General features: G+C 56.9%; 28 protein-coding genes. 25 read left to right on the forward strand and 3 right to left on the reverse strand.

The genetic code is table 11. The features are described from left to right. The first annotated feature begins 7 nt into the window (after positions 1-7). The 19 genes from MME58_RS27285 (at position 8) to MME58_RS27375 (ending at position 14791) form a co-directional block, all read left to right on the forward strand. Positions 8-361, forward strand: coding sequence for a hypothetical protein (locus tag MME58_RS27285; protein WP_054081656.1), 354 nt, complete (start codon positions 8-10; stop codon positions 359-361). 10 nt (positions 362-371) lie between these two features. Then, positions 372-1304 carry a TrbL/VirB6 family protein gene (locus tag MME58_RS27290; protein ID WP_011152910.1) on the forward strand — a complete coding sequence of 311 codons (933 nt, stop codon included), beginning with the start codon at positions 372-374 and terminating at the stop codon, positions 1302-1304. Positions 1305-1371: 67 nt separating this feature from the next. Beyond that, positions 1372-1674 (forward strand): hypothetical protein, encoded by a 303-nt coding sequence (locus MME58_RS27295; protein WP_011152911.1) that lies wholly within the window; start codon positions 1372-1374, stop codon positions 1672-1674. A 37-nt stretch (positions 1675-1711) separates the two neighbouring features. After that, the gene (locus MME58_RS27300) at positions 1712-2500 is read left to right on the forward strand and encodes a VirB8 family type IV secretion system protein (protein ID WP_011152912.1); all 789 of its coding nucleotides are present in this window, start codon (positions 1712-1714) and stop codon (positions 2498-2500) included. Further along, positions 2490-3299, forward strand: a complete 810-nt coding sequence (locus MME58_RS27305; RefSeq protein ID WP_055007053.1) for a TrbG/VirB9 family P-type conjugative transfer protein — start codon at positions 2490-2492, stop codon at positions 3297-3299. The genes MME58_RS27300 and MME58_RS27305 overlap by 11 nt, the downstream gene beginning before the upstream one ends. Continuing rightward, positions 3286-4653, forward strand: coding sequence for a TrbI/VirB10 family protein (locus MME58_RS27310; RefSeq protein ID WP_055007054.1), 1368 nt, complete (start codon positions 3286-3288; stop codon positions 4651-4653). Before MME58_RS27305 ends, MME58_RS27310 begins: the two co-directional genes overlap by 14 nt. Positions 4654-4662: 9 nt before the next feature. After that, positions 4663-5694 (forward strand): P-type DNA transfer ATPase VirB11, encoded by a 1032-nt coding sequence (virB11, locus tag MME58_RS27315; RefSeq protein WP_003436829.1) that lies wholly within the window; start codon positions 4663-4665, stop codon positions 5692-5694. Between the two features lie 9 nt (positions 5695-5703). Beyond that, complete coding sequence (locus MME58_RS27320; protein ID WP_010217013.1) at positions 5704-6060, forward strand: hypothetical protein; 357 nt, start codon at positions 5704-5706, stop codon at positions 6058-6060. A gap of 189 nt (positions 6061-6249) precedes the next feature. Further along, complete coding sequence (locus MME58_RS27325; RefSeq protein ID WP_055007018.1) at positions 6250-6480, forward strand: hypothetical protein; 231 nt, start codon at positions 6250-6252, stop codon at positions 6478-6480. Next, entirely contained in the window at positions 6480-8132 is a 1653-nt protein-coding gene (locus MME58_RS27330) for a type IV secretory system conjugative DNA transfer family protein (protein WP_055007019.1), read from the forward strand. The genes MME58_RS27325 and MME58_RS27330 overlap by 1 nt, the downstream gene beginning before the upstream one ends. A gap of 40 nt (positions 8133-8172) precedes the next feature. Further along, positions 8173-8535 carry a TrbM/KikA/MpfK family conjugal transfer protein gene (locus tag MME58_RS27335; RefSeq protein WP_055007020.1) on the forward strand — a complete coding sequence of 121 codons (363 nt, stop codon included), beginning with the start codon at positions 8173-8175 and terminating at the stop codon, positions 8533-8535. A 27-nt stretch (positions 8536-8562) separates the two neighbouring features. Then, positions 8563-10728 carry a type IA DNA topoisomerase gene (locus MME58_RS27340; RefSeq protein WP_055007021.1) on the forward strand — a complete coding sequence of 722 codons (2166 nt, stop codon included), beginning with the start codon at positions 8563-8565 and terminating at the stop codon, positions 10726-10728. A 28-nt stretch (positions 10729-10756) separates the two neighbouring features. Further along, positions 10757-11041, forward strand: a complete 285-nt coding sequence (locus MME58_RS27345) for a hypothetical protein (RefSeq protein WP_031598159.1) — start codon at positions 10757-10759, stop codon at positions 11039-11041. 27 nt (positions 11042-11068) lie between these two features. After that, complete coding sequence (locus MME58_RS27350; protein ID WP_053480973.1) at positions 11069-11674, forward strand: single-stranded DNA-binding protein; 606 nt, start codon at positions 11069-11071, stop codon at positions 11672-11674. Positions 11675-11753: 79 nt separating this feature from the next. Beyond that, a complete protein-coding gene (locus MME58_RS27355; RefSeq protein WP_055007022.1) occupies positions 11754-12008 on the forward strand; it encodes a hypothetical protein in 255 nt (84 codons plus the stop codon). Further along, positions 11992-12924: a hypothetical protein gene (locus MME58_RS27360; RefSeq protein ID WP_060409508.1), complete on the forward strand. Its 933-nt coding sequence runs from the start codon at positions 11992-11994 to the stop codon at positions 12922-12924. The genes MME58_RS27355 and MME58_RS27360 overlap by 17 nt, the downstream gene beginning before the upstream one ends. Then, a complete protein-coding gene (locus tag MME58_RS27365; protein ID WP_055007441.1) occupies positions 12906-13157 on the forward strand; it encodes a hypothetical protein in 252 nt (83 codons plus the stop codon). The genes MME58_RS27360 and MME58_RS27365 overlap by 19 nt, the downstream gene beginning before the upstream one ends. A 330-nt stretch (positions 13158-13487) precedes the next feature. Beyond that, positions 13488-14222, forward strand: a complete 735-nt coding sequence (gene stbB, locus MME58_RS27370; protein ID WP_024690816.1) for a StbB family protein — start codon at positions 13488-13490, stop codon at positions 14220-14222. Beyond that, complete coding sequence (locus MME58_RS27375) at positions 14219-14791, forward strand: hypothetical protein (protein ID WP_055007024.1); 573 nt, start codon at positions 14219-14221, stop codon at positions 14789-14791. The genes stbB and MME58_RS27375 overlap by 4 nt, the downstream gene beginning before the upstream one ends. Positions 14792-14817: 26 nt before the next feature. On the opposite strand, the gene MME58_RS27380 is transcribed toward MME58_RS27375, so the two are convergent. After that, positions 14818-15357, reverse strand: a complete 540-nt coding sequence (locus MME58_RS27380) for a hypothetical protein (protein ID WP_055007025.1) — start codon at positions 15355-15357, stop codon at positions 14818-14820. 215 nt (positions 15358-15572) lie between these two features. Here MME58_RS27380 and MME58_RS27385 point away from each other — a divergent pair, with 215 nt between their 5' ends. Beyond that, on the forward strand, positions 15573-15920 hold the full coding sequence (locus tag MME58_RS27385; protein ID WP_024690819.1) for a plasmid mobilization protein: 348 nt from the start codon (positions 15573-15575) through the stop codon (positions 15918-15920). Here MME58_RS27385 and MME58_RS27390 read toward each other — a convergent pair. Then, positions 15871-16281 carry a hypothetical protein gene (locus tag MME58_RS27390; protein WP_055007026.1) on the reverse strand — a complete coding sequence of 137 codons (411 nt, stop codon included), beginning with the start codon at positions 16279-16281 and terminating at the stop codon, positions 15871-15873. The genes MME58_RS27385 and MME58_RS27390 overlap by 50 nt on opposite strands. A gap of 174 nt (positions 16282-16455) precedes the next feature. Further along, positions 16456-16683, reverse strand: a complete 228-nt coding sequence (locus MME58_RS27395; protein WP_147479857.1) for a hypothetical protein — start codon at positions 16681-16683, stop codon at positions 16456-16458. A 220-nt stretch (positions 16684-16903) separates the two neighbouring features. Here MME58_RS27395 and MME58_RS27400 point away from each other — a divergent pair, with 220 nt between their 5' ends. The 5 genes from MME58_RS27400 to MME58_RS27420 all read left to right on the forward strand — a co-directional run bounded on the left by MME58_RS27400 (position 16904) and on the right by MME58_RS27420 (position 21434). After that, the gene (locus MME58_RS27400; protein ID WP_055007028.1) at positions 16904-17323 is read left to right on the forward strand and encodes a hypothetical protein; all 420 of its coding nucleotides are present in this window, start codon (positions 16904-16906) and stop codon (positions 17321-17323) included. Positions 17324-18078: 755 nt separating this feature from the next. Continuing rightward, a complete protein-coding gene (locus MME58_RS27405) occupies positions 18079-19977 on the forward strand; it encodes an LPD7 domain-containing protein (protein ID WP_325052491.1) in 1899 nt (632 codons plus the stop codon). A 164-nt stretch (positions 19978-20141) separates the two neighbouring features. Next, complete coding sequence (locus MME58_RS27410; protein WP_233590997.1) at positions 20142-20354, forward strand: adhesin biosynthesis transcription regulatory family protein; 213 nt, start codon at positions 20142-20144, stop codon at positions 20352-20354. Positions 20355-20700: 346 nt separating this feature from the next. Continuing rightward, positions 20701-21150, forward strand: coding sequence for a GntR family transcriptional regulator (locus MME58_RS27415; RefSeq protein ID WP_055007030.1), 450 nt, complete (start codon positions 20701-20703; stop codon positions 21148-21150). A gap of 56 nt (positions 21151-21206) precedes the next feature. Beyond that, complete coding sequence (locus MME58_RS27420; protein WP_055007031.1) at positions 21207-21434, forward strand: hypothetical protein; 228 nt, start codon at positions 21207-21209, stop codon at positions 21432-21434. Positions 21435-21831: the final 397 nt, after the last annotated feature.

The following is a 21831-nucleotide window of genomic DNA, read 5'->3' on the forward strand; positions in this document are numbered from 1 at the left end:
GTGACCTATGTTTAAAAAAATGACGGCTTTTTCTTGCTTGGTGTTGTTTGCACTGGCGCTGTCGGGTTGCTTTGAAAGCAAAGGGGATGGATTTGTGGGGCGATGGACTGGAGAAAACATGAAAAGGATGGGTAAACCAACCTTTGTCATGGATATCTCAAAAGACGGAGAAATCTTCCACGTAAACCTTGAAACCACGAATGATACTTTGGGTCTTGGAGAAAAACGAAAAAGCATGAAGCTTTTAGAAGCCAAGGCGGAGTCGGATACGGTACTTAGTATGCGTGGCGGTCTTGTAAGCATGCGCCTGGAAGGCGACATCATCTATTACGACAGCACCACCTATACCCGAGCAAAATAACGGAGGCGGCATGGACATCAGAAACATAGCCAAGACGTTGTTTGATTTCGTTGATGCCGCTCTGCAAAGCGCCCTGGTCACCGGGATGGCCAAGGTGATGCTGGGGCTTGGGGCGCTCTTCGGCACCATGTGGTTGATCCACTTCACGCTTCGCAACATGCAGTGGCTGTACCGTGGGATGAACGTTGCCTTTGAGGATGTGGCCAAAGAAATCGCGAAAATGGCGTTCATTGCAGGCTGTGCATTCAACCTGCAATGGTATGTCCAGACGATTGTGCCTTTTATCACCGGCCTCCCCAATTGGATGGGGGGGAATTTGTCCGGTCAGGAGGGCACGCAAATCAACCAGATCGACAGCCTGATCGTTGCTTACGCTTCAAACCTAGACGCCCTGATAGGAGCCATGAACTTCGATATCTTCGACGCCAGTTTTGCTGATATTTGGTTGGGGATTCAAGCAGTGGTGTTTTATGTGCTGGGAGGCATCCCGTTCTTGCTTGCCGCCGTCGCCACGCTCTTCGTCCTGAAAGTATCGACAACGGCTATCGTGGCCGTAGGGCCTTTGTTCATCGCCTTTTTACTGTTTGACCAGACCAAACAGTATTTTTGGGGTTGGGTTGCAGCCATCGGTGGTTTTATGTTGGCTCAGGTCCTGATATCGGTCGTGCTGGCTATCGAAATCGGTTTTATCAACACCGTGATGATTAAAAGTGGCGTCATGGACACCAGTCTGGCGGGCAATCTCACCATGCTGATTGTCTTCTGCACGTTCACAGCGCTTGTCATCGAGCTGCCTGGGCAAGCTGCCTCCATCATGGGCGGTGGCCCCTCCGGAGGCGGAATGGTCAGCCGTATTTCAGGGTTTAGCGCAGCTAAAGGCATGACACGCGGTGTCGCTGCCGGCATTTCAAGACTGCGGAGGGGACGCAACAACATCAAATAACACAACGCTTCACCGGCTACGCCCTCTCCTTACTTGCAACACCCTCGATTCTCTTAGGTACTCCACTATGAATTTCAAACTTGCTTTGAGCGGGCTGCTTTCGGCTGCCTTGCTTTCAGGGTGTGGCTCTGCACCCAAACTGTCCGAACCGGAAGGGCAATGGGAAGACATGCCCTTCACCCATGCCCCTGCGCCTCGCGCTGCTCCCGCGGCAACGCCTGCTCCCGCGCCTGGCCGGGTGCTGCCAGCAGCGAGCCCTGCGCCCAAGGCCCAGTCGCTCAAGACCACCCCTTCAAAGCGTCCGGCAAGCGCGTCCCCGGCAAAGCCTGCCGAGGCCCCGCCCAACGATTCCAAATGCTCCGCGAACTGATCCGCGCAGCACGTGTTTGTCCAGGTTTAGGTGACTTATGAAAAAGCTACGAAAATCCAAACAGGACGTGATTGACCAGGAGCGCCAACTGGCCGCCCGTACCAGCATCGATGCGGCCACCGCACAAGAAATCAGCCTGGCTGAGCAGGCCTTTACCCACGCAGCGCGGTTTTTCGAGAAGAACATCGCCGCCGAAGAGAAGGCCAAGACCAAAAACGCCCGTCGCCTGGCGGGCTTCTTCGGTGTGCTGACCTTTATGTCGATCGCCGCTGTGCTGGGCCTGACCCCGCTCAAGACCGTGCAGCTCGGGCTGGTGCGGGTCGATAACAACTCCGGCTACACGGACGTCGTGTGGGCCAACGACAAAGGCAAGCCACAGGAGCAGATCGATGACGAGTTCTGGCTTTCTGCCTATGCGCGCTTTCGCGAGAGCTACAACTTTTCGAGTAACGATGCCAATTACAGCATGGTCAAGTTGATGTCTTATGACGAGACGTTTACCGAGTACCGCAACTTCCAATTGTCCTCTAAAGGCTATCTGGAAGTGCTGGGGACCAACCGGCAGATTCGTACTGACATCAACAATATCAATTTCCTTGAGCGTAAAGACCGGGCAGGCACCGCCCAGGTGCGGATCACCAAAACCGTGCTGGATCGCAACGGCACCCCCGATCCCCAGCTGGCCCCTGTGACGTGGGTTGCGACAGTGACTTACGACTACAACAATCCGGCCAAAAAAGCCGGTGACCAGTGGCTTAACCCCCGTGGCTTCGGGGTCAGGGCCTATACGATGACCCAGGAAGTGGGGGTGTCCAATGGGAAATAAAGCAGTTTCCAGCTTCGCCACCTTGTTACTCCTAACGTTCGGCCTGCCGGTCTTAGCCGAGAGCATGGGTAGCAGCTCTGCGCTGGACCGGCGCGTGCAGACCGCTGTTTACAGCCCGGACAACGTGTACCGCATCCAGGCCTCGATAGGTCGTACCTCGCTGGTTCAGCTTCCGGCCAACGAGACCATCAACGAGGCGTCAGGCCTGATGGTGTCTGGCGATCCGAAAGCCTGGTCCATCGGCCCGAACAAGGCCGGTAACCTGGTGGCCATCAAACCCATCACCGATCAGGAGCCCAATACCAACCTGGTGATCAACACCAACCGGCACACCTACCTGCTGGAGCTGAAACTGGTGAGTGAGCCTGCGGACATGACCTACGCGCTGCGCTTCACCTACCCCGAGCCGCCGAAAAAATCCGTCGCGGCTCGCCGTGACCCCGGCAACCCCTGCGACGGCCCGGTGCAAAACGGCCCCTATCAAAAGCGCTCGAACGCAGAGAGCAAGTCGATAGGGCCGTATGAGGGCTGGGACAACGGCATGCTGACCTGCTTCCGCTTCACCGGTAACGGGCCGCGCCCGGTGCTGTACCAGGTACTGCCCGATGGCACCGAAACCGTGGCCGACGCGCACAACGAACAGAACGTGGTCGTGGTGCATGGGGTCAGCCGGTTGTTTCGGTTCCGCCTAAACGGCTTGGTTGTAGAGGCCCGGCCTACCGCTCAGGTGAACACGGGGTACAACTTCAACGGGACCACCACCGGCGAGATTCGGGAGCTCAAGCATGCAGAACAATGACAATGACCAAACTCCGGAGAGCACCCCAGGGCCGGACAGCATCGGGCCGCCCGAATCAGCAGCGACCACAGCAGCCCCGGAACAGGCACCGGCCTCCGAGCCCGCTAGCACCCAGGCCCGTGGGGCCTTTGATGTGCGGGCCAAACGCACAGGCGATACCCAAAACAAGAAGACGCTTTACCTGGGCATGGCCGGGCTGGTGTTTGTAGGGCTGCTGATGATTGGCGGACTCTGGTACTTCACCATTTCCCAGATGAAAACCACCGGCTCCGAGGTCGATGAGACCCACGTCAAGAAGGACGCGACCCTGGACGTGAATCTGGGCAGTGACGACAGCATGAAAAAGGCACGGGAAGCCAAACTGGCCGCTGACAAAGCCGAAGAGGAAAGGCGAGCCCGAGCGGAAAGGGAGCGATTGGCCAAGGAGCAAAAGGATAAAGAGGATGCCGAGCGCGGAAAAGCCGGTCAGGACCATGCCGGTAGTGCGCCGCCACCACCCGGCTCTCCCGGCCAGAACCCGCCCGTAGAACAGACCCCCCGGCAACGCAAACTGGGACGTGAAATGTTGGTCACCTCGGAAGACGCGCAGGGTACTGGTACCGGGAATACTCAGCCGCAACTGCCGTCCGGCGAGCAGCCATCCCTGCCGCCTTCAATGCTGGGCGACATTCAGGGCGGATCGAGCAGCGGTCTGGGTGGTGAATCGTCCACCAGAAAACGCAGCAGCCTGAGCAATCTGGGCGGCACCACCTTCACCGCGGCCAAGGCGTACCTGGCACCGAACCGCAAGTACCTGGTCAGTCACAACACCTACACGCGCTGCGCGCTGTACACCGAAATCATCAGTACCCACCCTGGGATGGTGGATTGTCGTCTGACCGATCCGCTGTATTCCGCCGATGGCTCCACAGTGATTGCTGCGGCCGGGGACAAGCTGACCGGCGAGCAGACAGTTCAGGTAGGGCCAGGTGAAACCAGCGTGTTTACCACCTGGCAAGAACTTGAAACCCAATCGGGAGTGCGGGCCAAGCTGGACAGTCTCGGTGCAGGCCCCATGGGAGCCAGCGGTACTGAAGCCTGGATCAATCGCCACTACATGCAGCGCTTTGGCGGTGCAGTGATGTTGTCGTTCATCCAGGACGCGCTTCAGGCCGCGTCCAACACCACGCAGAAAAGCTCGGGGTCCGGAGGCTACACGGTGAACAACAGCGAGCAGAACGTGGAGAGCATGGCCAACAAGGCGTTGGACAGCACCATCAACATTCCGGACACCGCACACCTGCTGCCGGGCACCGTGATCACTGTCATCGTGGCCCGCGACATCGACTTTTCATCGGTTTTCGAGAACCGCTAAGGAGTATTCATGACTGAAGAGCAAGGACTTACCGAAGACACGCTGGTCCTGGACTTCCTCGACCAGGCAGGTGCCACCGAGCGCCTAAATCGTCAGGGCACCAAGGACGTGGCCATCAACCGGCCTTACGAGCTGTGGGTGGACGGTCCAAACGGCTGGGAACACGAAGAAGCGCCTTGGCTCACCTACAACCTGTGCTGGCGGCTGGCCAATGCGCTCTGTGCGCTGAGATACCGCGTACTGGCTCCTCACTCACCTATTCACACTGTGAAATTACCTGGCGGGGAGCGGGGCCAGATCGTCATGGCCCCGGCGTGCGAAGAGGGCACCTTGTCGATGACGTTTCGAAAACCCTCTTTGGATCGCTTCACCCATATGGATTACGTCAACAGTGGCCGCTATGACCGAGCCAGGGCCATCGCTTCACCGATACTGACCCTGAAAGCCTGGCAGCGCGACATGCAGGAAGCCCACGCAGCCGGCGAGTGGCACCGATTCATGGAAATCGCCATCGCTAATCGCCAGAACATCATCATTTTTGGCGGGCCAGGGTCGGGTAAAACCACTTACGGCAAGTCGCTGATCGACATGTTTCCGGTTAACCGCCGCATGATCACGATCCAGGAAATACTGGAGGACCCCATGCCCTTCCACCCTAACCATGTGCATTTGCTCTATGGCCATGTGGTGACGCCCAAAGCCCTGGTGGCCAGCGCGATGCGGATGAAGCCTGACCACCTGTTTTTGGCCGAGCTGACCGGTGACGAGGTGTGGCACTACATCGAGATTCTGAACACCGGCACCAAGGGCACCGTGACCACTGCGCACGCCAATGACAGTGAAGCAGGCTACGCCCGTGTGTGCGGCCTGGTGAAGCAGTCACCAATCGGCCTCGGTCTGGATTACGCGTACATCGAGCGCCTGGTGCGCACCTCATTTGACGTGGTCGTGTACATGGAAAACACCTACATCGAAGAAGTGCATTACGAACCCGAACACAAGCTGGCCTTGCTCAATGGCCAGCGTCAACGAGCTGCCTAGGAGAACGCCATGTGGTGGAAAATCTTGCTATCAATCGTGTTCATGATGGCTGTGTGCTTCGTTATCGGGCTGTACGCAGGGGGGGCTATGTATCTGCACCTGACCCAAGGTCACTTCGCGGGTTTGGCCTGGGACACGCTATGGGAGACCCGCAAGCTGGCCTGGAACGACCGGCGGATGCTGTACGTGCCGTGGTCTTGGTGTGTGACGGCTGCCCTCACCTTCTTGCCAGTAGGCATCACGCTGATGGCCCTTTTCGTGCGCTTGAAGCCCAAAACCTCGCTGCACGGTGATGCCCGCTTTGCCAACAACCGCGAGCTGCGCCAGTTCGAGTACCAGGGCGAATACAAGAACACCAGCAAGTAGGCATTGCACCAACATCGCCGTCTGATACTCCCGCATTTTCAAACCATCCCAATGCACCGCTACGCAGTCGGCAATTAGCTGTCTGGCGTTTACAAGTACGCACTAACAAACCCCTTTATGCACAGCCACGCAGTCGCTCATTGCCGACTGGGGCCGAGCTGTGTCCGGAGTAACTTGCAGGAGAGTCCAATGGAAAATTTACAAGAATCGAAACCCCTTCTCTTACTGGGTTTGCCCTTACCCATTGCACTGGGCGTTGTCTTCGCCATTGCAGCCTGGCTGGGGATTGGTATCGCACTCGCCCAGCTCGATGAGATCAGTGAGTCGCTTAGGCAGATCCAGGCCAATCAGCAGGTGGCCATCGCCCTGCAACAACGCCTCGACGCCCAGGCGATTGAGCGTCGAGCAGGTGTCCGCTGATGGCCAGAGCTAAATCCAAACCCATCAGCCCGACCAACCCTCAAAAACGGATCGAGGAGCATCCCGCTTTCCTCTTGGGCAAGCACCCCACTGAGGATTCGTTTCTGGCCAGCTACGGGCAACAGTTCGTGATGCTGGCCGCACCACCTGGCACCGGGAAAGGGGTCGGGGCTGTGATCCCCAACCTGCTCAGCTACCCCGACTCAATGGTGGTCAACGATCCGAAATTTGAAAACTGGGAAATCACCTCGGGGTTCCGGGCTGCTGCAGGGCACAAGGTCTATCGCTTTTCACCTGAGCGTCTGGAGACGCACCGCTGGAACCCCCTGAGCGCAATCAACCGCGATCCGCTCTACCGGCTGGGGGAGATTCGCACGATCGCCAGGGTGCTGTTTGTCTCCGACAACCCCAAGAACCAGGAGTGGTACAACAAGGCGGGCAACGTCTTCACCGCCATGCTGCTGTACCTGATGGAAACGCCGGACATGCCCTTCACGTTGCCCCAGGCCTACGAAATTGGCTCATTGGGGACAGGGATGGGGACGTGGGCTCAGCAGATCATCGAGCTGCGCAGCACCGGCCCTAATGCGCTCTCCTTTGAAGCCCTTCGCGAGCTTAATGGTGTATTCGAGGCCTCGAAAAACAAGAGCAGCGGTTGGTCCACCACCGTGGACATCGTGCGCGACGTGTTGTCGGTGTATGCCGAGAAGACGGTGGCCTGGGCAGTGTCAGGGGATGACATCGACCTGTCTAAAGCCCGGGAAGAAAAGATGACCGCGTACTTTAGCGTCACCGAGGGTTCGCTGAAGAAGTATGGCCCTCTGATGAACCTGTTCTTCACTCAGGCAATACGGCTCAATTCCAAAGTCATACCGGAGCAAGGCGGACACTGTGCAGACGGCACGCTTCGGTACAAGTACCAGCTTGCCCTATTAATGGATGAGCTGGCCATCATGGGCCGTATTGAAATCTTGGAGACCGCGCCCGCATTGACCCGAGGCGCGGGGCTGAGGTTTTTCTTCATCTTCCAGGGCAAGGATCAGCTGCGCGCTATTTATGGCGAGGAAGCTGCCAACGGCATCATGAAGGCGATTCACAACGAAATCGTGTTCGCCCCCGGCGACATCAAGCTGGCCGAGGAGTACAGCAGGCGCTTGGGCAATACCACCGTGCGCGTCCATAACCAGTCATTGAACAGGCAGAAGCACGAGATAGGTGCTCGAGGCCAAACAGATAGTTACAGCGAACAACCCCGGCCCTTGATGCTGCCCCAAGAGGTCAACGAGCTGCCTTATGACAAACAGTTGATCTTCGTACAGGGGACCCAAACCACCCCGGCCCTGAAAATTTTGGCTCGCAAGATTTATTACTACGAGGAAGAGGTGTTCAAGTCACGAGAAAAGCTGCCGCCGCCGCCCTTACCCGTGGGTGACGCCTCCAAGATCGACGCGTTAACCGTGCCGGTGCGCACCATCGAATCCAAGGTCGCAGTGGCAGACACCAAGCCCATGCAGGCCGAACAGCGACAGCGCTGGAATCCCAAAGACAAAGCGTCCGAAGTGGCTCAGGCCGAAGCGGATAAGGCACAGCCAGTTGAGGTCGAGCCTGATCCAGAGCCTTTTCAGGCTGACGACACCTCGGAACCGATGTAGTCCCCCCACCGGCGCACCCATGCGTCTGCAGGAGCAAAACATGAATACCTACTGCAAAACGGCTGACCGCCAGGGTCATGCCGCTGGCAACGCCGTGCCCGGTCGCGGCAAAACGCGGGTCTGCGCACTGTTCGCAGTGTGCCTGCTGGGCAGTGGCTCAGCCTTCGCCGGTGACCCGTGCAAGTCCGTGCTGTGCCTCTACGGCAAATTCACCGGCAACAGCGGTGGCAGCGAATGCCGCAGCGCCGAACAGGACTACTTCAGCATCCTGGTCAAGAAGCACGGGAACATCAAATGGAGCCAGACCGCCACGGCGCGCCAGGACTACCTCAACAGCTGCCCCGGTGCTGATCAGAGCTACACCCAAAAAATCAACGACAAGTTCGGCAAGGTCCGGGGCTAAGCCCCAGATCCTGACAAGGAGAACACCATGCGAGTATTCATTGCGGAAAAGCCCGCCTTGGGCCAGGTCATTGCCGAGGCGCTGGGCACCGTCATACGCAAGGACGGCTATTTCGAGTGCGGCAGCCACGATATCGTCACCTGGTGCGTGGGCCACCTGCTTGAACTGGCCCCGCCCGAGGTTCACAACCCCGATTATAAAAACTGGGTTCAGGCCGACTTGCCCCTGAAGCTGCGCCCGGCCAAGTACCAGCCCATTGCGCGCACTCGCGACCAGCTCAAAGTGGTCCAGCAGCTGATCGGTCGCGCCTCGCAAATCGTCCACGCCGGTGACCCGGACGACGAAGGCCAGTTGCTGGTCGACGAGGTCCTGGTGCATTTCGGCAACACCGCGCCGGTCAAACGCATCTTGATCAACGACATGAACGCCAATGCCGCCCGCAAAGCGTTGGACGGCCTGCGCGACAACACCGAGTTTTACGGCCTGTTCCAGAAGGCACTGGCCCGCAGCATTGGTGATCAGTTGTACGGCTTCAACATGACCCGCGCCTGCACCCTGGCCGGTAGGGCCAAGGGCGTCAAAAGCGTGTTGTCAGTGGGCCGCGTGCAAACCCCGATCTTGGGACTGATCGTTAATCGTTACCTGGCCAACAAAGGTCACGCCAGTGCGTTTTACTACACGGTTGCGGCAAGCCTGGCCTTTGGTAGCCGTCGTGCGCAGGGCCGCCTCGTGGTGGCCGCGGATGCCCCCATCGATGACAAGAACCGCATCATCGACGAGGCGTATGCCACGCAGGTAGCCGACGCGTGCCGAATGAAGCCTGCGGACGTGATCGAGGCCCGTGTGGAGGAGAAGCAAACCCCGGCACCCTTGCCGTTCGCGTTGCTCGACCTCCAGGTGTACATGAGCAAGACCCACAGCATTGATGCCGAAAAGACCCTGGCCCTGACCCAGGCGCTGCGCGAGAAATACAAGGCCATCACCTATAACCGTTCCGATTGCAGTTACCTGTCCGAGGAGCAGTTTGCCGAGGCTCCGCAGACCTTGAGCCTGCTCAGCGAAGCCCTGCCCGACTTGGCCGGGATGTTCACCGAGGTGAATTCGGAACGCAAAAGCCGGGCTTTCGACGACAGCAAGGTCTCGGCGCACACCGCGATCATCCCAACGGCGGTAAAGATCGATATCGCCCAGCTGAGCGCCGATGAACGCGCCGTTTACCTGGCCATCGTCAAACGCTACGTCGCGCAGTTCTTGCCCGAAAAACGCTACCTCAGTGCCGAAGTGCGTTTTGGCGTGAATGGCCACACCTTCGTTGCGCGCTCCACCAAAGTGACACAGCCAGGGTGGACGGCGCAGGTCACTGAAGAAAACGAGCAAGACGAAGACGCGTCGGACGCCGCCGAGGTCGCGAGCCCCTTCGATGCACTGGCGGATCTGAAAGTCGGTGACGCCGGAGTGTGCGACGGCATCACGGTGGCCAAGGAAAAGACCAAGCCCCTGCCGCTCTACACCGAAGCCGAGCTGCTAAAGGACCTACGGCGGGTCGCCAAGTATGTGAAAGACCCGCGCATCAAGCAGTTGCTGATCGACCGTGACCAGGGCAAGAAAGGTGAGAACGGCGGCATAGGCACCCCGGCGACCCGTGGCGCAGTGCTGGCCAAGCTTCAGGAGCGGGGTTTCTACGCGGTAGAGAAGAAAAAACTGATCCCTACCGCGTTGGGTCTGGAGTTCATCGCCGCGTTGCCAGCGATTGCGACCACGCCGGACATGACCGCGCTCTGGCATGAACAGCAACAGATGATCGAGGCCGGTGAACTGACCGTGGACGCGTTCCTGGACGAACTGGAGGCCTTCATTGCAGACCAGGTGCAGAACATCGACCTGGGCAACGTGCAAGGCGACGGTAAGCCGGTACTCGACAGCCTGAACGCCCAGTGCCCCATGTGTGGGGGTGAACTGGCTGTTACCCCGCGAGTGATCGGATGTCGCGCCTGCGCCTTCAAGTTCCATCCGGAAGTCAGCGGCAAGATGTTGTCGCCTGGCCAGATCGAGGCGCTGCTGACGAATGGCAAGACCGGCGTACTGAAGGGTTTTCACAGCAAGAAAACCGGCAAGTCCTTTGAAGCGGCCCTGAAGCTCAATCACGAAGCCAAGCTGGAATTCGTATTCAGCCGCAAGCCCACGCGCGCGTGACCCCCTCTCTCCAAAGGAGGCTTTAGCTATGCCAGAGGAACAACAGCCCAAGGCGGCGCAGTGGCCAGCCGGTGAAACGATGACGGCGCACTGCCCCAACTGCGAAACCCCCGCGACCGTGGATATCGTCAACGTCAAAGCGTGGGAAATGACCTGGCGTCCAGTGGATTGCGACAACTGCTTTGCAGAGTTTGAGTTGTCGGCAGACGGTTCAACGGCATTGTTGCTGGGCCCAGCTGAGCAGTCCACAGCCCGTGGCCGTGAGCTTCTGAGCACGATATTCGTGTTTGACCCAAACGAAGACACCCCTTAACAAACTCATTGAAGAAGGAGCGCAATCATGGCGCGTGGCATCAATAAAGTGATCCTGGTAGGCACCTGCGGACAAGACCCGGACTGTCGTTACCTGCCCAACGGCACGGCGGTAACCAACCTGAGCCTGGCTACCAGCGAGCAATGGACCGACAAGCAGAGCGGGCAGAAGGTCGAGAAGACCGAATGGCACCGCGTGTCGCTGTTCGGCAAGGTCGCCGAAATCGCCGGTGAATACCTGCGCAAGGGTTCGCAGGTGTACATCGAGGGCAAGCTGCAAACCCGTGAATGGGAAAAGGACGGTATCAAGCGCTACACCACGGAAATCGTCGTGGACATGCAGGGCACGATGCAGTTGCTGGGTGGCCGTCCACAGGGCGACTCCCAACAAGGGCAGAACGGTCACGGCAGCAGTGACAGCGATCACCAAGAAGCCCCTCGGCAGCAAGCTCCTAAGCAGGCGGCATCGGAAAAATCGTCCGGCAAAGGCAAAGCCGCACCAAAACCTCAACGTGCATCAGGCAAGCAGACACAGGCCAAAGCGCCTGCACCGCAACCCGCCGGGGATTTTGGAGCCGGAGATGACGATATTCCCTTCATGGACCCCTACCGGTTCAGCTGGATGCTGGTCTGACCCACCCTCGCAGCAATCTCCCTGACCATAACCAACGCTCGGCACGCCCTTGTGCCGGGCCTACTTGCAAGGTATGCAAATGGACCAGACAGAAAGCTTCAATCAGCAAGACTGCCTACCCATCGCCCGTTTGGTGGGGGTTACCGAGGTGCAAGGCGAAGCCTGTGCATGTTCGTTGGTGTTCGAGCTGGAAAGTGCAGCCGGCCAGAAATTGAATCTAACCTACGGCTCAGTGATGGAGGCGATTCGGTTTGCTCAACAGCAAGCTGTCATGGCACCGTTGTCAGAGCATTGGTGGGCACGGGTGGAGAGATACGATGGTTGCACATTTTAAGGTCACGCCAGGACGCGTTCCGGCCCACAGGGTCAACAGGGACAATGTTGAAGAGCTGCTGGGGCGGCGCGCACCGTGGTTCAGGCCCGGGAAACACCGGAGCGAAGATCGGCACTATGCCGTCTGCCCCTACTGCGATAACGCCATTCAGCTCAAGGGTGTTTACAAGGAAGCGGTAGAGCGCGCCCGAAGGTACGGCAGTCACCTTGGAGAGCCCGTTGATGGATTTGTCTTTAATCGACTCGACCTTGAATTCTGCCCCTACAAGATCAAGGCATCTGCCCGCAGCAAAAGCAATCGCCGTGCGCCGGGGCCGGTTTCGCAGGAACTCATCGACCTGGCCATCACTGAGTTTGATCGGATTGTGCTGATCCTGCGCACAGACTTTGGCTTTTCATTCTCGGACAGATTTGCGGGTCGGATGCTTGATCAGTGGTTGGACTCGGAAGGCTACCTTTACACCGGGGCGCACTTGCGAAACCTGCCCTGGATGATTGCGTATTTTGGACCCGCGCAAAGCCTATACGGTCAGTACGTGGGTAACAACGCAGAGTTAGCGCAGGGGATTCGTACAAAGGTCCCGGCGGCCATGCTGACAGAAGAGGGTCAACTAACCAGTGACAAAAAAAAGCAGTTCTTCAAGCTCGAACTGCAATGTCTGCATCACCGAGTAGCGGTCGATCCTGAGGATGGAAGCCTGATCGAAACCCTGAAACTGAGGGTTCAAGACTTCACCCGCTTCAACGAGCCAGCCAAGGCCCCGAAAGTGTATGAAACACAGATCGTTTTTGACCCTGATCGGTTCGAAGCGCTGATCCATGTGCCACCTGAGCGAGCCTGGCGTAATGAAACGCTGTTGGCACTGGCTCACGATATCGCTGCAAAGAGGGGGATTCAATGTCCAATACCCGAATGACACACCTATTGCCGCCAGATCTGGCGGCAGTGTTCGAGTTCCATGACAGTCATGCAGGGGCAAGCCTGGGCGTGTCCTTGGCCACACTGCTGCAATGCCTGTGTATCGCAGAACAGCGTCACCTGGTACCACCGCTTGAAGCGGACTGGGAGTTGCAGACACTTCCACTCGCGCTACGGGAGATGGCCCGGCTCAACACCGATGACATCGACGCGAACAGTCATCAGGGCTGATCACCGCTCTCAGCAGTATCCAGTTCCATACCCATTCTCGGACTTGAACACGTCAGGTGCCGCGCTCCCGGCTCGTCGTGACGCGCTCTATCGTCGCGGCGAACGGAAGCACGGGCGCAGCGCACACTTGACGCTACCTCGTTCAGAAAAGGCTCACCTTGGGAGTGTGGGGTAGCTTCACCGCCCCGCGCTCCCGAGGTCAACGCGGCCGTTGCGAGATGACAAGGGCCGCGCCCTTGGTGTTCAAACCGCCCGGCATCAACAATTTCAGATCAAGCACACCGGGTGGTGTTTACCCGGTGCGAACCCCTCTATTCAAGGATTACCCAAATGAAATTCATTAAAAAGAAAGTCGTGGTCATCAATTACACCGGCACCGTTGGCAAAACGACTATCGCGGCAAACCTGCTGTGGCCACGTATGGGCGGCGCGCCGCTCTATGCCATTGAGTCAATCAACGAAACGGCTGAGAACCTTGGCTTGGATGTTGAGAAACTTCGCGGCGATGAATTCCGCGAGGTGTTCAAGCGACTCATGCTGGAGGATCGCGCCATCATCGACGTTGGAGCGTCCAACGTTGAAGATTTCATGGCCAACCTGGAGGAGTTTGATGAAGCCCATGAGGAAGTTGACTATTTCGTGATTCCGGTCACCTCGGGTACCAAGGAGCAAAAAGAAACGGTCAGCATGATTAGTAGCCTGGCCTCACTTGGCGTACCCCCTGAAAAGATCCTTGTACTGTTCAATCGTGTCAAAAAAGACGTGAAAACAGAGTTCCCGATTATTTTTGCTTTTCACCAGCGCGCCAGTGCCTTCACGTTGAATACTGAATGTGCCGTGTTCGAATCAGAATTGTTTGACGCTTTGTCTATCCACCGCATTTCAATGCAGAGCGTCATGGACGATGACACCGACTACAAAGCACTTCTCAAGGACAAAGAGGCCAGCGCACAAGAGCGTGATCGTTGGTCTGATATGTACGGACTGAAGCTCTTGTGTAAAGGCGTCAATCGCAAGCTTGATGGGGTATTCACAGCGCTGTTTGGCCTTGAGGTGATCAAATGAATGAACATGAAACTATCCCAACTACTGCGCGTGATGCTCTGATCATTGAGCTGTTGAGCGACGTAGGCCGTTTGCACGATGATGTTAAACGCATTCCGCAGTTGCTTGAGCTATCGATGAGGGATTCACTGGATATTGTGGCCGACGCTGTAGAGGATGCGGAAGACACCGCGTTGCTTTTGCAAGAAACGACAAAGGAAGTCATTCAAGCGACTGCTGCCAAAGCAGGTGTAGACGTTGCTTTGGAAATGTCCACGGCCATTCACCAGAGTTTAGAGCGAGTGTTTGAACCTGCTTTGCAGCGCGCAGCGATCAAAATCAATGACTTGGAAAAGCGGGTTAGTGCTTTATCCGGTAACTTCCGTGACACCCAGGCCTCACGGTTCAATTACATTGTCCTGTCGGGATTTGTGGCCGTGAGCATCGCGGTGGTGTGTGCAATGGGGTGGGTAGCGATAAAGGCTCAGGACGTGAATGAAACCAATCGATGGTTTTATCACGAATACAAAAAACAGCAGGCTGTCATTGATACGCTACCGTCCGCCATTAAAAAACAGTTCGCGCAGTAACTACTGAGCCAACAACCATACCACTGTCATGGCTTGGAAGTTCTGTTCGCGTCACTGATGACTTCAGCCCAATTCGTGTTTTCCACCTCCTCCCTGATCTGCTTCATGCTTTGCCTGATGTTGGCTCTTGGCGTGGTCTTATCGCCATCCAGCAACGCGGGTTTGTTGACCGCTGCGCTGTCGCCTTTTTCAGGTAGGGGGTGTTTAACCTGTCCGGCTCGTTTATGGCTTTTACGGATTCTGTACAGCGCCTGGTCGAAGTGACGAAGGCTGATGGTCAGCCCGGTATCCACCAGTTTCTGATGAATCACCGTCCTGCTCACACCTGAGTCCAAGGCGTTTTCGATCACGTCATACAGGTCGCGGATTTGCGCAGTGTAGGACCTGGCTTTGCTGTCCTGGGCCAGTTCTGCCAACGCCTCACGCCGGTTTTTGGTTTCTTGAGCCACGATTTGCCCCTTGCTGCGTTCAAAGTGATGTAAATGTGATGTAAATCTGTCGTATTCGAGCGTAACACTGATGTAGAAAAACGCAATGCCAAGCATTACTGACGTAATACCGAGCATTTCTGATGCAATTCTGATGTAACCCGTGGGTTGACCCTGCTGACCCCCTATCTCGAATTCGCTAAACAGGCACGTTGACGATTGTTTACAAAAAGAGCTTCGCCTTTTTGAAAACATCGTCCGTGCCAAAGGGGATACCCCTTTGAAACCCCGCAGAGCGGTACAGCGTCGTCGGTCACTTGTCATTGTCGGTTGTTGTCGATAGAGGTGAAGCCATGCCCAAAAAGCCCAACAAGGATCGCGTAGTGTCCTTTCGGCTGACCGAAGAACAGTACGCACCCTTTGAAAAAATCATGCAGCAGTCGGGCACCAAGTCCTCGGTGTTCTTCCGCGAGCTGCTGCTCAACAAAACTCCGGTATTCAAAGCGGCTTCGGTGGACCAGGAGCGGCTGGTTTTCATCTTCAACAAGTCCAGTAACAACCTGAACCAACTTGCCAAGCGAGTTCACCAGGCCCACCACAGAGGCATTGTTTCAGAAGGTTTGTACCTGAAAATTTCAAATACCCTCATGTCTATTCGGGACTTGCTTTTAGCTGGGGTGGACCGTGCTGATAAGAGTTAGAGGCTACAACGCTGGTGTTCAGGAATATTTGGAAGAAGGGACAAAGTCTGGCCGTGAATTTACCCGTGATGAACTCGATCATCGCGTTATTCTCTACGGCGACCTTGACCTGACCCGCGTGGTGTACGAAAGCATTGAAGACAAAGGCCAAGATCGCTACTTGACCATTACCCTCGCGTTTCGTGAGGATCATATTCCGCATGAAGTGCTTGATAACATTACGCAAGAATTCAAGCAGTTCATGATGTACGCCTATAAGGAGGAGGAATTCAACTTTTATGCAGAAGCGCATCTGCCCAAAATAAAAACGCTCGCGGATAAAAGAACAGGCGAGCAAATAGAGCGCAAGCCGCACATTCATATTGTCATTCCTAAAAGGAACCTGTTGTCAGGTAATATTTTTGATCCGGTAGGTTCAAACTATGCGCAGTCTGAAAAGTATCTGGAAGCTTTTCAAGAGTATGTCAATCATAAGTATAACCTTTCTTCGCCGCGAGAGCATGTACGGGCCGATATAAAAGACGCTGCCAGTGTTCTATCGCGCTATAAAGGCGATGACTTTTACGGAAAGAATCGGCAGTTTAAGCAAGACCTGGTCAAGCAGGTTATTGAGCAAGGTGTACAAACGCGATCCGGATTCTATGCACTGGTTGCCGAGCATGGTGAAACTCGCGTGCGCAACAAAGACAAAGCAAATGAGTACATTGCCGTCAAGCTGCCTGGCGATGCGAAATTTACCAATCTTAAAGATACGATTTTTCAAGATGACTTCATCGTCCGGCGTGAATTGAAGAAACCCCCGCTTGATCCAAATATTATTCGTGACCGTTTGCTGGAATGGCCACAACGAGCCAAAGAAATTAAGTATGTCAGTAAGGCAGGCCCTGACTTTCGGAAATTTTACGTGGAGTCATCGCCTGAAGATCGGGTGCGAATCCTAAACGAATGTGAACAGAAGTTTTATCAAACTTATGGAGATTCCTATGACAACGTACAGACCGGGCAACGACAGAGAGATCACCAGCGAAGTCCTTCTGAAACTAGAGGGCGACGCACTGCCGAGCCTGCCGATGGCGTGCAAGACCTGTCCGTCAGCCATGTGGCAGATCACCGGCAAGCCGGACCGACCCGAAGCCGTGACGGTGCGGTGTTACTGCCCAGTGATGCACACGTTCACGTGGGACAGTCGCAACCAGGAGGAGATCCTGGATTGCGACCACCTGTACCAGCAGGAGGACGAGGAAGACGGAACGGGTCCACAGCTGAGCGAGGAAGAGGAGGAAGCGGGCCTGCCGCCGTTTCTCAGGAAGCAACGGGAACAGCAACGCCAGCAGGCGCTGCAGGCCGACGCCGGACCGGAGCTGGAAAATCCCGAAACGCCAGAGTACGAGCCGGACGCGTAGTCCCGCCATATGCCAAGAACCCGCACCGCGTTGCGACCATCGCGGACATCGAGGAGCGGGGCCGACTCCTGTTTGACCCGCTCAAGCGGCCTTCTGACAACGCGCTGGTGTTCTACCGAACACCTTCCGTCACGTCGGTGCCCAAGGCAGCGACTGTGACAGCAACGCCTGGACGCTCCACTGCCGGTCGTAGGCCCAGGACTTCAGGCAAGCCTCGCCCTCCCCGCCAATGGCGGCCTGGCTCTGTCGTCCCGCCCTACGCCAAGAACCCCCACCGGGTCGCCACGGTGGCTGACATCGAGCAGCGCGCCCGGATGCTGTTCGATCCGCTCAAACGACCCGCAGATAAGGCGCTGGTTTTCAAGCGGGCTTCCATCAAGGCCCTGACCGTTAACAAACACGCCTCCACGGTGGCCGCGTATTTCACGCGGCAGGCGCAGCACAACCAGATCGCTCTGGCCAACCGCCGGGCCATACGCCGGATCGATCAGCAGTATTTCGCGCTCAGGCGCGCCGTGTTCTCCGATCAACGCTTAACCCGCCAAGACAAGGCGCAGCTGGTTTCCGTGCTGACGTTCGAGCGGCTCAAAGCGCGTGAACAGTTCCACAACCCGAAACCCAACATCGAGGTAAATCTCATGGGCAGTGCAGCTATACGCAATCTCTTAGACGATGAAAAAGAAGACCCAGGCTTCAGCATTAGCGGCGCGAGGGGACCTGCCCCCGAAGGCGTGCGTGAACGGGTGAAGCGGGTCATGGATCGCTTCGCCAAACAGGTTGATCCAGTCGCCGCCAGTGAGCGGGCCCGCGACCTCAGCGCCAAGGATCTTTACACGCGCAAGGCCAAGTTCAGTCAGAACGTGCATTACCTGGACAAACAGACCGACAAGACTTTGTTTGTCGACACGGGTACCACCATTTCCATGCGCCGCACGGGCATCACCGAAGCCGGGGTGTCCGTAGCCCTCCAGCTGGCCCGGGAAAGGTTTGGCAGCACACTGACGATCAACGGCACTGCCGAATTCAAAAAGCTGGTGATCGAGGCGGTGGCCAAGAATGGCCTGGACGTGCATTTCACCGACAAGGCCATGAATCAAAGCCTGGCTGACCGCCGTGCAGAGCTGGACATCGAACGTGATGGCCAGAGCATTGGTCCTGCCACCGACTTGCCTCGGCACGTTGATGACGCCACACGGGACGTGCGGGACCAGGCGGATCGCCTAGGCGTTACCGTGCCTATCGAAGCGCTGTATGGCCAAGGAAAAACGGCTGACCAGGTTAGCCAGGCGCTGGCCACCCAGCTCGACACTGTTCCCGAGCCGGAGCGCATTGCGTTCGTGGAGACGGTGGCGATCACCCTGGGCATTCCTGACCGCAGTCAGCCCAAAGGCGACCAGGCTTTTGCGCAATGGCAGGCACAGCGTGCTCACCCTGATGTGGATTCCACCGCGCCGGCCACGTCTGAGGCACAGACCAGCACGCCTGAGCCGGTGAGTACTTCAGCTGGCACAAGCCCAGCGCCGGCACCAGTGAACCCGGAAGCCGCAAAGCCTACGCCGGCTAATGCCAACGACCTGCCTCGGCACGTTGATGACTCCTCACGGGAGATACGGGACCTGGTGGATAAGTTGGGCGTTACAGTGACAATCGAGGCGCTATATAGAGAAGGAAAAACCGCTGAGCAGGTTAGCCAGGTACTGACCAAAGAGCTGGACTTCGTGCCAGAGCGGATGCGCGTTTCGTTAGTCGAACTGGTGGCGACCACGCTGGGCATTCCAAAACGTGGTGAGCCCAAGGGCGATCAGGCCTTTGCGCAATGGCAGGCGCAGCGTGCGCAATCGACTGCCGATTTCGCAGCAACAGCTGAAGTGCAGACCAGTCGGGCCAACGATCCGGACCTGCAGAGCCCCAGCGAGCTGGTCAGGCTTGAAGCACAATGGCGTCGTGATTTCCCGATGTCCGAAGCGGATGTCAGAGCCTCTGATACGGTCATGGGCTTGCGAGGTAAAGACCACGCCATCTGGCTTATTGCGGCGGATGACAAGACCCCGGAAGCCGCTGCCATGCTGACGGCTTACATGGAAAACGATAGCTACCGCGAAGCGTTCAAAGCCAGCATTGTCGATGCTTACAAGCAAGTCGAAAACTCACCTAAGTTGGTCGATGACCTGGACCACCTGACGGCGATGGCTGCCCAGATAGTCAATGAGGTGGAAGACCGCTTGTACCCGGCCCCTCAAGCGTCATCCGAGTCCAGGAACAAGATCATCGAGGGCACGCTTATCGAGCATGGGGAAGCACCGTATCAGCACAATGACGACAACCAGATGAGCTATTTCGTGACGCTCAAGCCCGAGGGCGGTAAGCCCCGCACGGTGTGGGGCGTAGGGCTGGAAGAGGCCATGAGCGACGCAGATCTGAAGCAAGGCGACCAGGTACGTTTGCAAGACCTGGGCACCCAGCCTGTCGTTGTGCAGGTCATCGAAGAGGACGGCACTGTCACGGACAAAACGGTCAACCGCCGCGAATGGTCAGCGCAGCCGGTCGCGCCTGAACGGGAAGTGGCCGAGACCACGCCCAAGGGGCAGGCCGAAGCAGCGGGCACACCGGAGCTGTCATCCCCTGATGAAGAAGACGGCATGAGCATGGACTGAGCCGTCTGGCTACACCACCTCCTTGCCTGGAGGTGGTTTTTTAGGACTGCATTCGCTTGCGCAGGGTGTTCATGTCCACGCATTCATGGGATATTTAACTAAATTAGGTAAACTTTTGATTGAGGTTCGCGGTGGCTGAAAAACACAAATTGGTACCTGGTGAAGTGGACCCTGACCACTTTTCCGCGTTGCTTCGCCTAACCGGAATCCGCAGTGAAGCAATCGTCGCTGCACTACGCGGTCACCTTATCGAGGGCCGCAAGCAGATAGAGCTATGCCGCGAATTTAGCATCACCCCATCACTGCTATCCAGAAAGGTGGCCGATTTTAACAAGGTCAGCAACCTTGCCGAGGACGTATCAATTTTTTACCGATAGAAGTTAATTATCTCTTGATGAGTTGACCGATAAGGGTTAACTTTGCCCTGTCGAATCTAATTCTTGAGGGCAACCTAATGACATTTCTAGTCATTCTTCACACGGCACAGGGCGATGTTCGCACTCGCTACCCACGCTATAAGCAGGCACAGGCTATCGCGCACTGGTAGGAATATGCGGCCACTGGCAAGAAAGCTAGCCTGATGATCGACTGATCTACCCGCTCCGCTCTTCGGGGCTCTCAAGCAATCCCTGATACGCATCACAACCCCCTCAATCATGTGCAGCGCTGAGCCCAGCGCTACAGCGCAGGGGCCAGTTCGCATCCGTTAAAGAGGTGAAGGACATGATTAGCCACAGAACGCAAAAACTGCACGCTCAGCAGGTGCTTGAACGCCTGGCCCACGGCCTGGCACAGCCGATAGCGCTGCCCCGCGAGGCCATTGAAGAAGCGCTGCGCGCAGCCATCATGGACGGACGACTTGAACCGAGTGAACGGCTTACGCAGCAAGCCATTGCCAATGCCTTCCAGGTCAGCCGGATGCCGGTGCGCGAAGCCCTGCGGTCATTGGAGACGCAGGGTTACATCGCGACGGCGTATCACAAAGGCTATCGGGTCACGAACGGCCAGGAGTTGCCCCGGCACGGTCACCTGCCTGGCTTGCTGAGGTGCGTGGCAGAACGGCATACGCAGCTGGGCGACCTCGAAGCAAAAGTTGCCTTAGAAAACGAAATCCTGCGCGTCCTGGGCCGACTGCGTCCAACCCCGAGCGGATGTTCCAGTGGGGCGCTGTAGGTCTGGCAGTTTGCATCCAGCTATTGGCACTGAAACGCGTACAAGGAATGACAACAATGACAAACCACCTTTGTGAATTTATCCGCAACGACAATGGCCGCAATGACGAAGCGTCTCTGCTGATCAGCCAGGATCGGCTCGACGGTGCGATTACGGACGCATGGGAGGCCAGTGCCGTCTGGCTTGACGCGGCTGATTTTCAGCGGTTCCGGCGCGGGCTTTACCCACGGCTGTTGAGCACAACGAGCCCGGCAGGACCGGTGGTGGCCAGGAAAGCGTCCTAGCTCGTTGAAAGCAGCGGATTTTGTAGGGCGAAAAGCGAGGGCCCCATGTTACTATCCGGCACAGTTTTATTTGCAGGAAAGCGACGATGTAGATTCACGAATCGCAGAAACCAAAAAGCCCCGCTTGCCGGCGGGGCTTTTTGGAAAATCTTGAACAGGCCGTTTGGTTGCGGATCACCTGTTCAACACACATAACGTGAGCTGATTATGGCGTTCACTGCGGCTTTGTGCAAGCCGTCAAAAGTGAAGCCTTCAGTTCACCGCTGAACGGTGGACTTATGGAAAAGATTTTTCAGCTGCTGTGCGTCCTCGATGACAGCACCCTGCCCCCCCAGTTGACCCCTTGCGTCACACCCTTTCACCGCCTTGGCCAACCAGTTGGCCAAGGCGGTGAAGC

Origin of the sequence: Pseudomonas syringae pv. tagetis (assembly GCF_022557255.1) — a bacterium.
Taxonomy (GTDB): Bacteria; Pseudomonadota; Gammaproteobacteria; order Pseudomonadales; family Pseudomonadaceae; genus Aquipseudomonas; species Aquipseudomonas caricapapayae.